The sequence below is a fragment of the Enterobacter sp. BNK-16 genome (assembly GCF_048684955.1).
Lineage (GTDB): Bacteria > Pseudomonadota > Gammaproteobacteria > Enterobacterales > Enterobacteriaceae > Enterobacter > Enterobacter bugandensis.
On the sequence record NZ_JBLQTQ010000001.1, the window covers coordinates 4,431,600 to 4,448,546 of the forward strand.

The 16,947-nt window shown below is 61.6% G+C and carries 15 protein-coding genes; 6 read left to right on the plus strand and 9 right to left on the minus strand.

The window, feature by feature from the left end:
- Positions 1 to 72: 72 nt before the first annotated feature.
- The 3 genes from glpA to glpC are packed head-to-tail and all read left to right on the plus strand — an operon-like array spanning position 73 to position 4,095.
- Positions 73 to 1,701: an anaerobic glycerol-3-phosphate dehydrogenase subunit A gene (glpA, locus tag ACMGGH_RS21285; RefSeq protein WP_232948411.1), complete on the plus strand. Its 1,629-nt coding sequence runs from the start codon at positions 73 to 75 to the stop codon at positions 1,699 to 1,701.
- Complete coding sequence (gene glpB / locus ACMGGH_RS21290; protein WP_059357065.1) at positions 1,691 to 2,908, plus strand: glycerol-3-phosphate dehydrogenase subunit GlpB; 1,218 nt, start codon at positions 1,691 to 1,693, stop codon at positions 2,906 to 2,908. Before glpA ends, glpB begins: the two co-directional genes overlap by 11 nt.
- Positions 2,905 to 4,095 carry an anaerobic glycerol-3-phosphate dehydrogenase subunit GlpC gene (gene glpC / locus ACMGGH_RS21295; protein WP_192971272.1) on the plus strand — a complete coding sequence of 397 codons (1,191 nt, stop codon included), beginning with the start codon at positions 2,905 to 2,907 and terminating at the stop codon, positions 4,093 to 4,095. Before glpB ends, glpC begins: the two co-directional genes overlap by 4 nt.
- 33 nt (positions 4,096 to 4,128) lie before the next feature.
- Here the strand turns inward: glpC and ACMGGH_RS21300 are convergent, their stop codons facing one another.
- From ACMGGH_RS21300 to tctD, 4 genes are all read right to left on the minus strand, one after another.
- Entirely contained in the window at positions 4,129 to 5,328 is a 1,200-nt protein-coding gene (locus ACMGGH_RS21300; RefSeq protein ID WP_192979350.1) for a nicotinamide mononucleotide deamidase-related protein YfaY, read from the minus strand.
- A gap of 93 nt (positions 5,329 to 5,421) precedes the next feature.
- Positions 5,422 to 5,961 (minus strand): YfaZ family outer membrane protein, encoded by a 540-nt coding sequence (locus ACMGGH_RS21305; protein ID WP_028013913.1) that lies wholly within the window; start codon positions 5,959 to 5,961, stop codon positions 5,422 to 5,424.
- A gap of 127 nt (positions 5,962 to 6,088) precedes the next feature.
- Entirely contained in the window at positions 6,089 to 7,498 is a 1,410-nt protein-coding gene (locus ACMGGH_RS21310; RefSeq protein ID WP_232948410.1) for a sensor histidine kinase, read from the minus strand.
- Positions 7,485 to 8,159, minus strand: a complete 675-nt coding sequence (tctD, locus tag ACMGGH_RS21315) for a transcriptional regulator TctD (RefSeq protein ID WP_232948409.1) — start codon at positions 8,157 to 8,159, stop codon at positions 7,485 to 7,487. The genes ACMGGH_RS21310 and tctD overlap by 14 nt, the downstream gene beginning before the upstream one ends.
- 136 nt (positions 8,160 to 8,295) lie before the next feature.
- Here tctD and ACMGGH_RS21320 point away from each other — a divergent pair, with 136 nt between their 5' ends.
- Genes ACMGGH_RS21320 through ACMGGH_RS21330 form a run of 3 tightly spaced genes read left to right on the plus strand, consistent with a single transcriptional unit; the run spans position 8,296 to position 11,245 of the window.
- Positions 8,296 to 9,276: a Bug family tripartite tricarboxylate transporter substrate binding protein gene (locus tag ACMGGH_RS21320; RefSeq protein ID WP_047363034.1), complete on the plus strand. Its 981-nt coding sequence runs from the start codon at positions 8,296 to 8,298 to the stop codon at positions 9,274 to 9,276.
- 11 nt (positions 9,277 to 9,287) lie between these two features.
- On the plus strand, positions 9,288 to 9,719 hold the full coding sequence (locus ACMGGH_RS21325) for a tripartite tricarboxylate transporter TctB family protein (RefSeq protein WP_014884622.1): 432 nt from the start codon (positions 9,288 to 9,290) through the stop codon (positions 9,717 to 9,719).
- A gap of 11 nt (positions 9,720 to 9,730) precedes the next feature.
- Complete coding sequence (locus ACMGGH_RS21330) at positions 9,731 to 11,245, plus strand: tripartite tricarboxylate transporter permease (protein WP_041908947.1); 1,515 nt, start codon at positions 9,731 to 9,733, stop codon at positions 11,243 to 11,245.
- On the opposite strand, the gene menE is transcribed toward ACMGGH_RS21330, so the two are convergent.
- Genes menE through menD form a run of 5 tightly spaced genes read right to left on the minus strand, consistent with a single transcriptional unit; the run spans position 11,246 to position 16,866 of the window.
- A complete protein-coding gene (menE, locus tag ACMGGH_RS21335; RefSeq protein WP_232948408.1) occupies positions 11,246 to 12,607 on the minus strand; it encodes an o-succinylbenzoate--CoA ligase in 1,362 nt (453 codons plus the stop codon).
- On the minus strand, positions 12,604 to 13,569 hold the full coding sequence (gene menC, locus ACMGGH_RS21340; protein ID WP_232948407.1) for an o-succinylbenzoate synthase: 966 nt from the start codon (positions 13,567 to 13,569) through the stop codon (positions 12,604 to 12,606). Before menC ends, menE begins: the two co-directional genes overlap by 4 nt.
- Positions 13,569 to 14,426 carry a 1,4-dihydroxy-2-naphthoyl-CoA synthase gene (gene menB / locus ACMGGH_RS21345; protein WP_028013920.1) on the minus strand — a complete coding sequence of 286 codons (858 nt, stop codon included), beginning with the start codon at positions 14,424 to 14,426 and terminating at the stop codon, positions 13,569 to 13,571. The genes menC and menB overlap by 1 nt, the downstream gene beginning before the upstream one ends.
- Entirely contained in the window at positions 14,423 to 15,199 is a 777-nt protein-coding gene (menH, locus tag ACMGGH_RS21350) for a 2-succinyl-6-hydroxy-2,4-cyclohexadiene-1-carboxylate synthase (RefSeq protein WP_232948406.1), read from the minus strand. Before menH ends, menB begins: the two co-directional genes overlap by 4 nt.
- Positions 15,196 to 16,866, minus strand: a complete 1,671-nt coding sequence (gene menD, locus ACMGGH_RS21355; RefSeq protein ID WP_232948405.1) for a 2-succinyl-5-enolpyruvyl-6-hydroxy-3-cyclohexene-1-carboxylic-acid synthase — start codon at positions 16,864 to 16,866, stop codon at positions 15,196 to 15,198. Before menD ends, menH begins: the two co-directional genes overlap by 4 nt.
- Between the last annotated feature and the right edge of the window lie 81 nt (positions 16,867 to 16,947).

Below are 16,947 nucleotides of genomic sequence, written 5' to 3' on the forward strand. Positions count from 1 at the left end.
TTATGTTCGAAATCAAACAAACCACACGTTCTATGTGGCTAAATGCTAAAAAACGAACATAGAGGAAAGGCAATGACAATTCACGATCCACGCTACAGCGATGTGATTATCATTGGCGGTGGCGCAACCGGCGCCGGCATCGCACGCGACTGCGCCCTTCGCGGCTTAAGCGTCACGCTTCTGGAGCGCCACGATATTGCCACCGGCGCGACGGGGCGTAACCACGGCCTGCTGCACAGCGGCGCGCGGTATGCGGTCACCGACGGTGAATCCGCGCGCGAATGTATCGCTGAAAACCAGATCCTCAAGCGTATCGCCCGACACTGCATAGAGCCGACCGACGGCCTCTTTATTACCCTTCCCGAAGATGACCTCGCCTTTCAGTCAACCTTTATAACCGCCTGTACTGCAGCGGGCATTCAGGCGGAGGCCATGGATCCGGCGCTGGCCCGGCGGCTGGAGCCGTCGGTGAACCCGGCGCTGATCGGCGCGGTGAAGGTGCCTGACGGCACCGTCGATCCGTTCCGCCTGACCGCCGCCAACATGCTGGACGCCCGCGAGCATGGCGCGCGCATTCTGACCGGACATGAAGTGACCGGGCTTATCCGCGAGGGTCATCGCATCTGCGGCGTGCGGGTGTTTGATACGCAGTATAACGAGCACAGCGAGCTGCACGCCGCCGTGGTGGTCAACGCGGCGGGGATCTGGGGCCAGCGCATCGCGGAATACGCCGATTTATACATCCGCATGTTCCCGGCCAAAGGTTCGCTGCTGATCCTTGACCACCGCATCAATAACCACGTCATCAACCGCTGCCGCAAACCGTCTGACGCCGACATTCTGGTGCCGGGCGACACCATTTCGCTCATCGGTACGACGTCAACGCACGTTGACTACAGCGACATTGACGTCAACCGGGTCACCGCCGAAGAAGTGGATATTCTGCTGCGTGAAGGGGAAAAGCTGGCGCCGGTGATGGCGCAGACGCGTATTCTGCGCGCCTACGCGGGCGTGCGTCCCCTTGTCGCCAGCGATAACGATCCGAGCGGACGTAACGTCAGTCGGGGCATCGTGCTGCTCGATCACGCCGAGCGCGACGGCATGGACGGGTTTATCACCATTACCGGCGGCAAGCTGATGACCTACCGGCTGATGGCCGAGTGGGCGACCGATGCCGTCTGCCGCAAGCTCGGAAATACCGAACCGTGCGTTACCGCAGAACAGCCGTTGCCGGGATCGCGCCAGTCTACCGAAAAAACGCTGCAAAAAATCATCTCCCTGCCCGCGCCACTGCGCGGTTCGGCCATCTACCGCCACGGCGACAGAACGCCGCAGTGGCTCGGTGAAGGACGACTGAGCCGCAGCCTGGTATGCGAGTGCGAAGCCGTTACCGCAGGCGAAGTGCAGTACGCGGTAGAGAACCTGACGGTCAACAGCCTGTTGGATCTCCGCCGCCGCACCCGCGTCGGAATGGGGACCTGTCAGGGCGAGCTGTGCGCCTGCCGTGCCGCCGGGCTGCTGCAGCGTTTTCATACCACCACCGCCACCCAGTCGCTCGATCAGCTCAGCGCGTTTTTGAACGAGCGCTGGAAAGGCATTCAGCCTGTCGCCTGGGGCGATGCCCTGCGCGAAAGCGAATTTACCCGCTGGGTCTATCAGGCGCTTTGCGGCCTGGAGAAGGAGCAACACGATGAAATTTGATACCGTAATCGTCGGCGGCGGGCTGGCAGGCTTGCTCTGCGGCATCAAACTCACGAAGCAGGGGCTGCGCTGCGCCATTATCACCCGCGGCCAGAGCGCCCTGCACTTCTCGTCGGGATCGCTGGATCTGGTGGACGAAGCGTACCGCGACAGGCTGCCGCCGGAGCACCCCTATCACCTGGTTGGCGCGCAGCATATTGACCGCTTTGCGCTGGAAGCCGAAGCGCTGCTGGCGGGCTGCGGCGCGCGTCTGAAGGGAAGCGCCAGGCAAAATCACCAGCGCATCACGCCGCTCGGCACCCTGCGCTCCGCGTGGCTCAGCCCGGAGGAAGTCCCCGTGGCCCCCGTCAGCGCGGGACGAGTGCGGGTGGTGGGTATCAGCGGCTTTCTGGATTTTCAACCCCATCTCGCGGCGGCCTCGCTCTGTCGCCAGGGCATCAACGCCGACACGGCAGAAATAGAGCTGCCCGAGCTGGATATCCTGCGCGATAACCCGAGCGAGTTTCGCGCGGTGAATATCGCCCGTTTTCTGGATAACGAGGACAAATGGCCGCTGCTGTATGACGCGCTCAGGCCGCTCGGTGAAACCTGCGATGCCCTGTTAATGCCCGCCTGCTTTGGTTTAAACGACAACCGGCTCTGGCGCTGGCTCTCGGATCGTCTGCCCTGCACGCTCGGTTTACTGCCGACGCTTCCCCCTTCCGTACCCGGCATTCGTCTGCACACCCAGCTTCAGCGCCAGTTTGTTGCGCAGGGCGGCGTGTGGATGGCGGGTGACGAGGTGAAAAAAATCACCCTGACCGACGGCGCGGTGAGCGAAATCTGGACGCGCAACCACGAGGATATTCCGCTTCGCGCCCGCTATACGGTGCTGGCGAGCGGGAGCTTCTTCAGCAACGGGCTGCTGAGCAGCCGGGAGGGCATCCGGGAAGCGATTATGGGGCTGGATGTGCGGCAAACCGCTTCCCGCGCGGACTGGTATCAGTGTGATTTCTTCACGCCGCAGCCCTGGCAGCAGTTTGGCGTAATTGTCGATAACCGGCTACATCCGCAGCTTTCCGGTATGCCCGTCGGTAATCTTTTTGCCATCGGCTCGCTGCTGGGCGGATACGATCCGATCCCCCAGGGATGCGGCGGCGGGGTTTGCGCCGTCACGGCGCTGTATGTAGCCGAGCAGATTATCCAGCGCGTGGAGGCTGAACAATGAACGATACCCGTTTCGAAAGCTGCATTAAATGCACGGTCTGTACCACCGTCTGCCCGGTCAGCGGCGTAAACCCGCGCTACCCCGGGCCAAAGCAGGCCGGGCCGGACGGCGAGCGCCTGCGCCTGAAGGACGGCAGGCTGTACGACGAGGCGCTGAAATACTGCATCAACTGCAAGCGCTGCGAGGTCGCCTGCCCGTCGGACGTAAAAATCGGCGACATCATCCAGCGCGCCAGGGCGCGCTACAGCACGCAAAAGCCGACACTGCGCGATGCGATCCTGAGCCATACCGATCTGATGGGCAGCGTCTCCACGCCGTTTGCCCCGCTGGTGAATGCCGCAACCTCACTCAAGCCGGTGCGTCAGCTGCTGGATGCCACGCTTAAAATAGACCATCACCGCAGCCTGCCAAAATATTCTCACGGCACCTTCCGTCGCTGGTATAAAACCGTCGCGGAGCAGCAGGCGCAGTACGACGATCGGGTAACCTTTTTCCACGGCTGCTATGTGAACTACAACCACCCGCAGCTGGGAAAAGACCTGCTGAAGGTGCTGAACGCCATGGGAACCGGCGTACAGCTGCTTAGCAAAGAGAAGTGCTGCGGCGTGCCGCTGATTGCCAACGGGTTTACCGATAAAGCGCGCAGGCAGGCCAAAAGCAACGTCACCTCCCTGCGCGAAGCGATTGTGGATAAAGGCATGCCGGTGCTGGCGACGTCGTCCACCTGCACCTTCACCCTGCGCGATGAGTATCCGCACCTGCTGGACGTGGATAACGCCGGACTGCGCGAGCACATCGAGCTGGCGACGCGCTTCCTCTGGCGCAAGCTGGACAGCGGAAAGACGTTGCCGCTGGGAACATTGCCGCTGAAGGTGGTCTATCACACCCCGTGTCATATGGAGAAAATGGGCTGGTCGCTCTATACGCTGGAACTGCTGCGGTTAATTCCGGGGCTGGAGCTGACGGTGCTGGATTCGCGCTGCTGCGGCATCGCAGGCACCTACGGCTTTAAGCGTGAAAACTACGAAACCTCGCAGGCAATTGGCGCCCCGCTGTTCCGCCAGATTGAAGAGAGCGGCGCGGATATCGTGGTGACGGACTGCGAAACCTGTAAATGGCAGATTGAGATGTCCACCAGCAAGCGCTGCGAACATCCGATTACCCTGCTGGCGAAAGCGCTGGGCTGAACGTTGCCGGGGCGAAAGGCCCCGGCACAGGCATTACTCAACGAACAGCGACTCGACAACGTTAATCCAGCCGTGCTCGCTGGCGACCTCTTTGCCGTTGAGCCAGCGGCGCAGCATATTCAGCGCCATCATGGCGCACACCTCCTGACGCACCGCCAGGCTGTGGCGGGTGATGCTCATTTTTACCCGCAGCGCCCAGGTGCCTTCCGGCGTCGCCAGCGCGAAGTTGAGGTAATCCTCATCCAGCCCGCCGACAAACAGCGCCAGACCGGCAAAATGCTTCACCCTTCTTTCGGAAGCCCAGCGGGCGGTTTGCGCCAGGGTCTCCTGCTGAAACGGCACCACTTCGCTGGCGAGCAGCGGCGCGTTGACGCGCGACAATTGCAGCGCCAGCAGGCCACCGGTGAACTGCTCGCTTAAGGTCACGCTGAGCTGGCGAGTCTGCAGATGTTTTGCAATCTGCTCAGGCAACCCTTCCGTCCCTTCAAAAATCAGGCTTTCGCCCGCCACGCGCTGCACCTCAGGCCACAGGGCCAGCATCGCCTCTTTCTGCGTGGCCGGTCCTGTTAATTTGAGTTCAATGATCGGCATAGAGGAGCGATAGCCCATGGAGACGCCCGGCGGCAGCGGAAGGTGGTCAAGGCTCTGGGCCAGATCGCTTTCCGAGCGGCCAAAGGTGGTCAGACGCAGGCACAGCGGAGGTTCAGGCAGGGTAAAACGGTCGCGAAGGCGCGGCAGGATCTGCTGCTCGACCATTACCTTAAATTCGGAAGGCACGCCCGGCGTGAAGAACATCAGGCAGCGATTCAGCTGCATGGCAAACCCGCATGCGGTACCGACCGGGTTATCAACCAGCTCGGCGCTGGCGGGAATTTCAGCCTGCTTGCGGTTGCTGGGGGCCATGACGCGGCCACGTTCGGAGAAGAAGCGTTCCATCTGCGAAAGCCACGCCTCGTGCAGCACCAGCCCTTCGCCTTTTGCGGTCGCGGCGGCCAGCGCGCTGAGATCGTCACCGGTGGGGCCGAGCCCGCCGTTCACGATCAGCACGTCGCACTGTTCACTGCGCTCGCGCAGAACAGCGACCAGTGACTCCAGATTGTCGCCCACGGTATTGCGGCGCGTTAACGGTAATCCTTGCTCAAAGAAAAGATCGGCAAGCCAGGCAGCATTGGTATCAATAATCTGTCCGTGCAGCACTTCGTCGCCGGTGGATAACATCTCCACGTTAATCATTGTGTTCTCCCGCTTATTTGGTCAAAACACTATAGCGCAAACGCGGGGTGGAGATGAGAGAAACTGGCGCGACGGAACGCCGCGCCGGAACGATTAGAAGCCTGCGCTCACGCCCACGTACGGGCCGTCAGCCAGCGCGTTATCGCGGTTGCCGTCTTTACCGGCCAGGTTCAGATAACGGTAGCCCGCTTCGATGGTAATCGGACGCATGATGGTCCAGCGCGCGCCGGCGTTGGCTTCTTCATAGCTGTCGATGCCGCTGGAGAGGGAATCCGGAGAGTAGTAGTACTCACCAAACAGGCCGAAGCTGTCGCCAATTTTCCACTGCAGGCCGCCGCCCACTGCCGCTGCGTACCCTTCATCACCGTCGTTCGGGTTGGTGTAGATGCCTTTACCGCCAACGGTGGCCAGGAATGGGCCAAGAGGAATATTCAGACCGAGGCCGAGGCTTGCAGCATCGCCGTCGTCATCGTTGTGCGTCCAGCCGCCGGTCATTGCCAGACCGGAGGTGTCAGTACCCATGCCAAAACCGAGGTGGGTATAGTCCTGACCCGCCGAACCATTAATGCTAATGGCGTTAGCCGCCGCAGATACAACCATCAGGCCGAGGCCCAGTAATGCCACTTTTTTCATTATCGCGATCCTGCATAATTATAGAGAAGCCCCAAAACCGCGAGATTTTAACCTGAGTCTCCGGGGGATCAAGCACTCTGCGTGCGGCGGACAGGAAGATTGTAACGATTTGAAACCCTCGGCTTTTTTACGTAAGCAGCAGAAAGCGCATTTTGACGCAAAGGCCACCCAGCGTTTCGCTGCGGGTCAGCTGCAAATGGCTGCGATGCAGCCGGGCGATATCCGCCGCCAGCGCCAGCCCAATTCCGGAACCGGCGGCGTTCCCGACGTTGTCCAGACGGTGGAAAGGCTGCATCGCCTGGTAGATCTGATCCTCTTCAATGCCGGGGCCACTGTCCTCAACGCTCAGCTCAACGACGCCGCCATCCACGCGCAGGAAAACGGTCACGGTCCCGCCTGCAGGCGTATATTTAATCGCGTTCTCCAGCAGGTTGGCGCACAACTCGCCCAGCAGAACGTCATCGCCTTCGATCGTGACCGGCTGCTGTACACCGTCATATCCTAAATCGATCGCCTTGCTCCGCGCCTGCGCCAGCCGGGAAAAGCAGCAGTTCTGCACCACCTGAACCAGATCCACAGGCGTGAAATGACGATCCCCCTGCTCTTTTCCCTTCACCGCTGAAAGCTGCAGCAGCCGCTCGGTGAGCACGATAGTGTCGTCCAGGGTGGCATTCATTGCCCGCAGGCTCTCCTGCCACAGGGCGGGATCCTGACGCGCGAGGGCGACGGAGACCTGGGTTTTAAGCACCGCCAGCGGCGTTTTGAGCTGGTGCGACGCATCCGCGTTAAAGCGTTCCTGACGCGAAAGCACGCCGCGCAGCCGGTCGATATAGCGGTTAAAGGCGACTATCAGCAGCCGGGTCTCCGACCAGGGCAGCAGCTCCGGCAGCGGTGCGAGCAGGCCCGGCTCGCGCCGCACCATCAGTGACGAAAGCTGGCGCATTGGGCGCAGCACGCGGCGCAGCAGCCAGGCGGTCAGCACCAGCGTCAGCAGCACCAGCAGCCCCTGTGAAACCCAGGATGAAAAGAGCAGCTGGCTGGCGAGATAGCGGCGGGACTGGAGCGTCTCGGCGACGTAAATCTCCGCCATGCCAAAAACACTATCTTCATTTACGGGCTGCAGCAGGCGCGCCACCCGAATCGCCTGGCCGCGATATTCAGTGTGGTAAAACCAGGCCAGCGCCGGATAGAGCGTGGTGCGCGACGTCGCAGGCGGCATCTTCGGCAGATCGTCATAGCCGGAGATCACCCGGCCGTCGGGGTCGACCACCTTATAGTAGAGCCGGTCGTTCATGTTGAGCTCAAAGCTGTCGAGCACAACCCAGGGCACGCCCACCGCCAGCCTGCCGTTGCGCACCTCCAGCCGCTCGGAAATGGTGCGGGCAGAGGATAACAGCGTGCGATCGTAGGCCTGCGTGGCTGCCTGCAGCGCGCTAACGTAGCTGTTAAAGGCCGACAACCCCCACAGCAGCAGCAGCGGCAGGCCCAGGAAAAGCAGCAGCTGCAGATAGAGCGACTGCGGCTTAACCCACCTCATCGCCGCACTCCAGCACGTACCCAAGCCCCCGAAGGGTGGTGATCCGCACGCCGCTGCCGGTCAGCTTCTTACGCAGCCGGTGAATATAGAGATCGATGCTTTCAGGGCTGACGTCGTCGTTCAGGCTGAACACCTGGTCGAAAAGCTGCTGTCGTGAAACCGGACGGGTCCGGCGGTGCATCAGCACTTTCAGCAGGGAGAGCTCCCGCGGCGTCAGGGAAAGCGGTTCATCGCGCAGCAGGAAAAAGCCCTCGTCGTCATACTCCAGCTCCCCAAGGCGCTGGCGCTCCTGCGTTCGACCCTCGCTTCGGCGCAACAGGGCGCGCAGACGCGCGTCAAGCTCCTCCAGCTCAAACGGTTTTGGCAGATAGTCATCTGCCCCGGCGTTCAGTCCCTTCACCCTATCCGCCACGTTGCTGCGGGCGGTAAGAAACAGCACCGGCAGCGTCTGCCCCCGTTTTCTGAGGCGGTGGACCACTTCCAGGCCGTCAAAACCGGGCATGCCGATGTCCAAAATAGCGACCGCGTAGTTTTCACCCTGCAGCAGATGGTCGGCGGCACGTCCGTCGGAGACGCAGTCCACGGCAAAGCCTTCCTGCACCAGCGCTTTCTTCAGCCAGTGAGCCAGCTCACGATTATCTTCTGCGAGTAAGAGACGCATGTCACATCCTGTAAAGTTGGTGTCCCGTTGAAAGGGAAATGAAAGGTTATTGTTTTAACAATCACGCAACGGAACCGCTACAAGGTGGTTCACATAATCAGAAAAAAGACCCGTACCCCCGGCGTGAGGATAAACGATGAAAAAACAATTACTTTCTACCCTTGCTGCAAGCGTATTGCTGTTGAGTACCTCTGTCGTTCAGGCCCAGGACGCTCCGTCCCGTACCGAATGTATCGCCCCGGCCAAACCGGGCGGCGGTTTCGATCTCACCTGCAAGCTTATTCAGGTCAGCCTGCTGGAGACGAAGGCCATTGAGAAACCGATGCGCGTCACCTACATGCCAGGCGGCGTGGGCGCGGTGGCCTATAACGCGATTGTCGCGCAACGTCCGGCGGAAGCGGGAACGGTGGTGGCCTTCTCCGGCGGCTCACTGCTGAACCTGTCGCAGGGCAAGTTTGGCCGCTACGGTGTGGACGACGTGCGCTGGCTGGCGACCGTCGGCACCGACTACGGAATGATTGCCGTGCGTGCCGATTCCCCGTGGAAATCCCTGAAGGATCTGCTGACCGCTATGGAAAAAGATCCGAACAGCGTGGTGATTGGCGCAGGGGCGTCTATCGGCAGCCAGGACTGGATGAAAGCGGCCCTTCTCGCCCAGCAGGCGAAGGTTGACCCGCACAAGATGCGCTACGTGGCCTTTGAGGGTGGCGGCGAACCGGTCACTGCGCTGATGGGCAACCACGTTCAGGCCGTTTCCGGCGATCTCAGCGAGATGGTGCCGTACCTGAGCGGGGATAAAATCCGCGTGCTGGCGGTCTTCTCGGAAAACCGTCTGCCGGGCCAGCTGGCGAACGTCCCGACCGCCAAAGAGCAGGGTTATAACCTGGTCTGGCCGATCATCCGCGGCTTCTTCGTCGGGCCAAAAGTGACCGACGCCGAGTACCAGTGGTGGGTCGACGCGTTCAACAAACTCCAGCAGACGGAAGAATTTAAGAAACAGCGCGATCTGCGCGGACTGTTTGAGTTTAACCTGACCGGTAAGCCACTGGATGAGTACGTCAAAAAACAGGTGAATGACTACCGCGAACAGGCGAAAGCCTTTGGCCTGGCGAAATAACCGGAGGCGCTATGAGCGATCGTATTTTTGCCGGGATATGGCTGCTGCTCTGCGTAGGCGGGATGTTTGTCGCCTGGCAGATCCACAGCGAATACAGCTATGAACCCGTGGGACCCCGCCCCTTCCCGATGGGCATCGTCGGCCTGATGCTGCTCTGCTCGGTGGCGCTGCTGCTTCGCCACCCGGATACCGTCGAGTGGCCGCCGCGTCGCATTCTGCAGCGTCTGCTGGTGATGGTGATTGTCCTGCTGATGTATGCCTGGGGCTTTGAGTGGCTCGGCTTCCCGGTGGCGACCGCCATTCTGACGATGGTCATCGGCATGCTGTTTAACGCCACCCTCCCCGCGGCGGGGATCTCAGGCGTGGTGATGGGGATTTTACTGTGGTACGCCTTTGACCGCCTGCTGGACGTGACGTTACCGCTCGGCGCCTGGCTTAATTAACGGAGCACGCTATGGATACCTGGATTTACCTCTCGCAGGGGTTCGCCGTGGCGATGACCCCGGAAAACCTGGTGATCGCCCTGATCGGCTGTTTCGTGGGCACAATTGTCGGCCTGCTGCCGGGCCTTGGGCCGATCAACGGCGTGGCGATTTTACTCCCGCTGGCGTTTGCCCTGCATCTGCCTGCGGAATCGGCACTGATCCTGCTGGCAACGGTCTACATCGGCTGTGAATATGGCGGACGCATTTCGTCGATCCTGCTTAACGTGCCGGGGGATGCGGCGGCGATCATGACCGCGCTGGACGGCTACCCAATGGCGCGGCAGGGACGCGGCGGCGTGGCGCTCTCCATCTCTGCGGTCAGTTCATTCTTTGGCTCACTGATTGCCATTGGCGGCATCATTCTGTTCGCTCCTGCGCTGGCCCAGTGGTCGCTGGCGTTTGGTCCGGCAGAATATTTTGCCCTGATGGTGTTCGCCATTGCCTGCCTCGGCAGCATGATGGCGCAAAATCCGCTGAAGTCGTTTTTATCCGCGCTGATTGGCTTAGGGTTAGCCACCGTCGGTGTGGATGCCAACACCGGGGTCTATCGCTTTACCTTCGACAGCGTTCACCTGTCCGATGGCGTGCAGTTCATTGTCGTCGTGATCGGCCTGTTCTCTGTCTCTGAGATCTTACTGATGCTGGAGCATACCAGCAGCGGACAGACGCTGGTGCGCAAAACCGGCCGGATGCTCTTTAGCGCTAAAGAGGGCGCGCAGTGCATCGGCGCCACGCTGCGCTCGTCGGTGATTGGCTTCTTCGTCGGCATCCTGCCGGGCGCCGGGGCCACTATCGCCAGCGCCATCACCTACATGACCGAGAAGAAGCTCAGCGGCAATAGCGACAGCTTTGGTAAAGGCGATATTCGCGGCGTCGCCGCGCCTGAGGCGGCCAATAACGCCTCGGCCTGCGGCTCGTTTATCCCGATGCTGACCCTGGGCGTGCCGGGATCCGGCACCACGGCGGTGATGATGGGCGCGCTGACGCTCTATAACATCACGCCCGGCCCGGCGATGTTTACCGAGCAGCCTGATATTGTCTGGGGGCTGATTGCCGCGCTGCTGATCGCCAACGTGATGCTGCTGGTGATGAATATCCCGCTGATTGGGCTGTTCACCCGCATGCTGACGATTCCGCTGTGGTTCCTGGTGCCCGCCATTGCCGCCGTCTCTGCGGTGGGGGTTTACGCGGTGCACAGCACCACGTTTGACCTGGTGCTGATGGTGGTCCTCGGCGTGTTCGGCTACATCTTGCGAAAAATGCACTTCCCAATGTCTCCGCTGATTTTGGGCTTTGTGCTGGGTGAGATGCTGGAGCAGAACCTGCGCCGCGCCCTGTCCATCAGCAACGGTAATGTGTCGATACTGTGGGACAGCAGCGTCGCGAAGGTTCTGTTAGCGCTCGCGGTCATGGTGATTGTGGTGCCGCCGGTGTTGCGCCTGCTGCGTCGTCGCCAGCGCAAACCGGAGCCGGATATCGGCTAACTATACGGACAGCTGGGCATTGACCCACTGCTTTAACGCCTGGCGGGAGATCTTAATCCCGCCAGTTTTTAGCTCAGCCGGCAGCACCAGCCAGTGAACGGGCTGCTCAAAGCGCGCCAGCCTGCCCTGTACCCAGGTCGGGAAACGGGTGATATCCGTTCCCGGCTCGCACTCCACCACCGCCACCGGACGCTGTCCAAACTCGGCGTCATCCAGCGGGACGATAAACACCTGATTAATCTGCGGATGCGCGGCGATAACGCGCTCCAGCGATTCCGGCTGGATCCCCTCTCCACCGCTGAAAAAGAGATTGTCCATGCGGCCTAAAATCGTCAGACGGTCGCCATGCCATTCCCCGCGATCGCGAGTGGCAAACCAGCCCTGCGCGTTGGTCAGCGGTATCAGCGCGCCGTCCCGCCAGTAGCCGGAAGCCATGCTCTGCGCTTTGATCCAGACTTCACCGTTAACGACCTGCACCTCTCTGCCCGGCAGCGCACGGCCCACGTCCGGATCGCCGTCAGCCTCTTTTGCGCAGACGGTAGAGGCAAACTCGGTGAGGCCGTAGCCGCAGTACGTCCGAACGCCCTGTTCCCGGGCCTTTTGCGTCAGCGTCACGGGAATGGCCGCCCCGCCGAGCAGCACCGCTTTCAGTGCGATGTGGCTTTCGCTATTCAGGAGACGCCAGAGCTGGGTCGGCACCAGCGAGGCGTGGGTGCAGCCGCGTAGCGCCTGTTCCAGCGGCTGCTTCTCGCGCACGGTTAAGCGCGCACCGGCCTGCAGCCAGCGCCATAAAATTCCCTGGCCGGAAACGTGAAACAGCGGCAGCGAAAGCAGCCAGTCGTCATTATCCCCGTAGGGCATCAGCGACAGCACGCCGCGGGCGCTGGCAAGATGGGCGGCGCAGGTATGCACCGCCGCCTTCGGTAGCCCGGTGGAGCCGGAGGTGAGCGTCATGGTGGCCAGCCGCGACGGCTGCCACGCAGCGCAGTACGCATCCGCTGGCTCGCACATGCTCAGGCCATGAAGGCCGTCGTAGCTGCCGTCCAGCACCAGCGCAAAGCGCAGCGTCATCTGCGGGATCAGCACGTCGAGCAGCGGGCGCGGCAGCTGCGGATTAACGGGAAGAATACGTGCCCCGCACTGAAGCAGCGCCAGCCATGCCAGCAGCGTTTGCGGGTGGTTATAGGCCAGCAGCAGTACGCCGTCGCCCTCCGCCACGCCCTGCTGGTGAAACCCTGCCGCAAGGCGGTCGACGCGCACGCACAACTGCTGCCAGGTGAGCGCTTCATCATTCAGCCTCAGGGCCGGTTTATCGGCAAAAAGCGCGCGCCAGTGACGCCAGGGCCAGTCGGTAAAACTCATAGCAACGGCTCCAGCGCCTCTGCGTCGAGGCACGGCAGCGTGCTGGCAGGCCACTCGCGGAGAAGCTGAGCCTGCATCAGGTTCAGCGTGTCGAGGCCGGGAACCGTGTCCGGCGTTAACCAGGCGGCAATGCGCGCCAGCTGGGTCAGCCCCAGGCTGGACTCTATCGACGAGCTGATCACCGCCGTCAGCCCCAGCGCGTGCGCCGCCGAGACCTGCTCGCGCACCTTCGCCAGGCTGCCGGTTAGCGTCGGCTTAATCACCACCGCGCTGACGCCGGGCTCGGCGACAAATTCAAAATCGTCCTCGCGCAGGCTTTCATCCCAGGCGATGGCGATCCCCGTTTCGCGGGCAAAGGCGCGCGAGTCATCGCGGGTTTTGCACGGTTCTTCGAGGAAGGCAATGCGGCTGCGGTACGCCGGGTTGACGTACCTGGCGAACTGCTGCGCCTTAAGCGGCGTCCACGCGCGGTTGGCATCCAGACGCAGGTGCAGATCGGGGATTGCTTCCAGCAGCAGGTTGGCGACCATGCCGTCACGCACCGCTTCGTAGAGACCGACTTTGATTTTCGCCACTTTCTCGCCCGGCATGGCGGCGAGCAGCGCGAACAGCTCGTCCGGGTCGCCCGTGCAGAGCGGTGCCGCGCGATAGTTAGCCTCTTCCGGCAGGCTACCGTCCAGCTCCGCCAGCGCGCAGCTGATGCCAAAGGCGGCGGAACGCGCGTCCGGTAATGCCGGGTTTGCGCCCTCACGCCACGCCTTTACCCACGTCAGCAATGCAGACTGCGCCTCATCCAGCGACTCCAGGCTAAAGCCCGGCAGAGGCGAAATCTCGCCCCAGCCTTCCCGCTCGCCCTGCTGCAAATGCACGAAGAAGCCGTCACGGGTTTTTAAACGCCGTTCACGCAGCACCACGCCCGCGTCCATCGGTATCTGCCAGCGGTAAACCTGCGCGCGACGCATTACGGGTTCCGTTTGTATTTGCTGAAGTCCGGCTGGCGTTTTTCGTTAAACGCGTTGCGTCCTTCCTGACCCTCTTCGGTCATGTAGAACAGCATGGTGGCGTTACCCGCCAGCTCCTGCAGACCCGCCTGACCGTCACAGTCGGCATTAAGTGCCGCTTTCAGGCAGCGCAGCGCCATCGGGCTGTTTTGCAGCATCTCGCGGCACCAGCGCACGGTCTCTTTTTCGAGATCGGCAAGCGGCACCACGGTATTCACCAGGCCCATATCCAGCGCTTCCTGTGCGTTGTACTGGCGGCACAGGAACCAGATTTCACGGGCTTTTTTCTGCCCGACGATGCGCGCCATGTAAGAGGCACCCCAGCCGCCGTCGAAGGAGCCCACTTTCGGGCCGGTCTGGCCGAAGATGGCGTTTTCAGCAGCGATGGTCAGGTCGCACATCATGTGCAGCACGTGGCCGCCGCCGATGGAGTAGCCCGCCACCATCGCCACCACCGGTTTCGGACAGGTGCGGATCTGGCGCTGGAAATCCAGCACGTTCAGGTGGTGCGTACCCGCATCGTCCTGGTATCCACCGTAGTCGCCGCGCACCTTCTGATCGCCACCGGAGCAGAAGGCCTTCTCGCCTTCACCGGTCAGCACGATCACGCCGATACTGTCGTCGTAGCGCGCATCCGCCAGGGCCTGAATCATCTCTTTGACAGTCAGCGGACGGAAGGCGTTACGCACCTGCGGACGGTTGATGGTGATTTTGGCAATGCCGTCGGCGGATTTGTGGTAACGAATGTCGGTGTAGCCTTCGGAGCAGTCCTGCCATTCAACCGGCGCATAAAGCATGTGTTCATCAGGATAGATCATAGAGTGTCCTTTATTCGAAGACGCAGTATCTGAGCCAGACTCGCGGCAACCGCGATGGGGTTTTCCCGGTGGGCGTTGTGTCCGGCGTTTGGAATCGCATGGCGAACGGCGTCCAGTTCAGCGGCCAGGGCCGCGAACTTCTGGTCACGTTCACCGTAGAGATAGTCAAAAGGGAAATTGCATACGCTAATCGCGGCACGCAAATCGGGCTGCACGGCCAGCGACGTTGCTTCGAGCATCTTCGCCAGCGTCGCGCCGTTGTTCTGGCTGCGCAGGGCAATAAGCGCCTTGCGCTGGTGGTCAGTGAGGGAAGCAAATACCGGCTGTTGATACCAGTCGGTAAAGACCTTTTCCAGCGGTTCGGTGCGAAAACGCGTCGCCCAGCGGCGGTCGGATGTCCACCGCGCGTGACGCTCATCCTCAACCGGAAGGCCCGGATGTCCACCCTCAACGATCACCCCCAGCAGCCCCTTTGGCTGCTGGCAGGCATGAAACATCGCAATGCGGCCGCCGAGGGAGTACCCCACCAGCCAGTAGTTCAGTATGTTGTAACTAAGCAGAGTTCGGGTAAGTAACGTGCTCATCTCGTCGAACCCCGTCACGGCAATATCCCCGGACGCACCGTGGCCCGGCAGGTCAAGATAGAGCCGGGAATACTCGCCGAGTTGCTTCCCGACAGCCTGCCACTCGCGGCAGTCGCCGGAAAAACCGTGCAAAAAGACCAGCCAAGGATAGCCTGGTTTTCCGGCCTGCTGCACGCCCGAGAGGATCACAGCTGGCTCACCTGAGCCAGCAGGCTTTGCAGGGTCTGCGCGCCATCGGCCTCGTTCACCACCAGCTCAATCAGCGTCGCGCCCGGCTGCTTCCAGGCGGTGCTTAACGCCGCTTCCAGCTGTTCCCAGCTTTCCGGGCGATGGTATTTCAGGCTGAACATCGCCGCGGCGTGTTCAAACTGCACGTTCTGCGGCATCAGGTAGAAGCGCTCGCGCTCGCTCTGGGGCGTTGGCAACAGGGAGAAAATCTGCCCGCCGTTGTTGTTGACCACAATCAGCACAAACGGCGCGGACGCCTGACGCAGTAGCGCCAGCGCGTTGAGATCGTAGAGCGCGGAGAGATCGCCCACGATCGCCAGCGTTGATTTCGCGCTGGCGCGCTGCACCCCCGCCGCCGTCGAGATCAGCCCGTCGATGCCGCTGGCACCGCGGTTGCTGTACACCGGGTAGCCCACCGGCAGCTTCGAAAAGGCATCGATCAGCCGCACGACCAGGCTATTGCCGACAAACAGCTGCCCCTGTTCTGGCAGGTATTGGCGAATACGGTGCGCCAGCCCGGCCTCGCTGAATGTCTCACAGCGCGCTTTGGTGATTTCCCACGCCTGACGCGACAGCTCAGGGATCGCTACCGCCCAGGGCTGACGTTTTTCCGCCGGGTGCAGTTCCAGCCAGCTATCAATTTTGCTCACCAGACGACGGCCGCGATGGTGCGCCGGGTCGAGCCGCCCTTCCAGCGCGTCCACCACCCAGTACTCTTCCGGCGTGCAGGTCGCCTGCCACTGCAGCAGACGTTTTCCGGTCAGGCTTGCGCCGATCTGGACCACAATCTGCGCCTGCGAAAGCTCAGTAACCGCTTTCGCGTTACCCAGCCAGAGATCGGCGCACGGCAGCGGCTGGCCGGTCTGGGAAAGCACGTCGCCAATCAGCGGCCAGCCGAGGGTTTGCGCCCATTCAGCGACCAGCCTGCCTTCGGCGGCGCTCATGCGCCCGGCGATGACCACGCCTCGCTTCTGCCGCCAGAAGAACCAGTCGCGCTGTTTCGCGCTCTCAAGATGCGTCTGCTCGCGCAGCCACGGCTTTTCGCTCTGCCACCAGTTGCCGAGCGATCGCTGCCAATCAAGGCCGGTATCGTCCAGCTCGCCGTACAGCGGCTCGGCAAACGGGCAGTTGATATGCAGCGCCCCGCTGCGCAATGTCGCCATGGCGTGATCGACGGTGGAGACCAGCCAGCTTGCAGGAATATCCTGGGTGGGACGCGGTAACGAAACCGTCTGCGAAGGGTGCGTAGAAAAAAGTCCGGGCTGGCGAATGGCCTGATTGGCGCCGCAGTCGATTAGCTCAGGCGGACGGTCGGCCGTCAGCAGGATCAGTTTTTCACCTGTTAACCCGGCTTCAATCAGGGCCGGATAGAGGTTCGCCACGGCGGTACCGGAAGTGACAATCACCGCCACGGGTTCTTTGCTGACCTTCGCCAGCCCGAGCGCGAGATGTCCCAGACCTCGCTCGTCAAAGTGGGTGTGGTGAACAAACGCCCGGTTTTCAGCCGCCGCCAGCGTCAGCGGCGTTGAGCGAGAACCCGGTGCAATACACACGTGCCTGACGCCATGGCGCGTCAGGGCTTCAAGGATCACCGCCGCCCAGCGTCGGTTAAAAGAACTTACTGACATGAGATTGTCCGGTATCAAGAATGCGACACAGTATAAATAATAGAAAAAATTGGAATTTTGATATGAATCGGGATTGCGCGA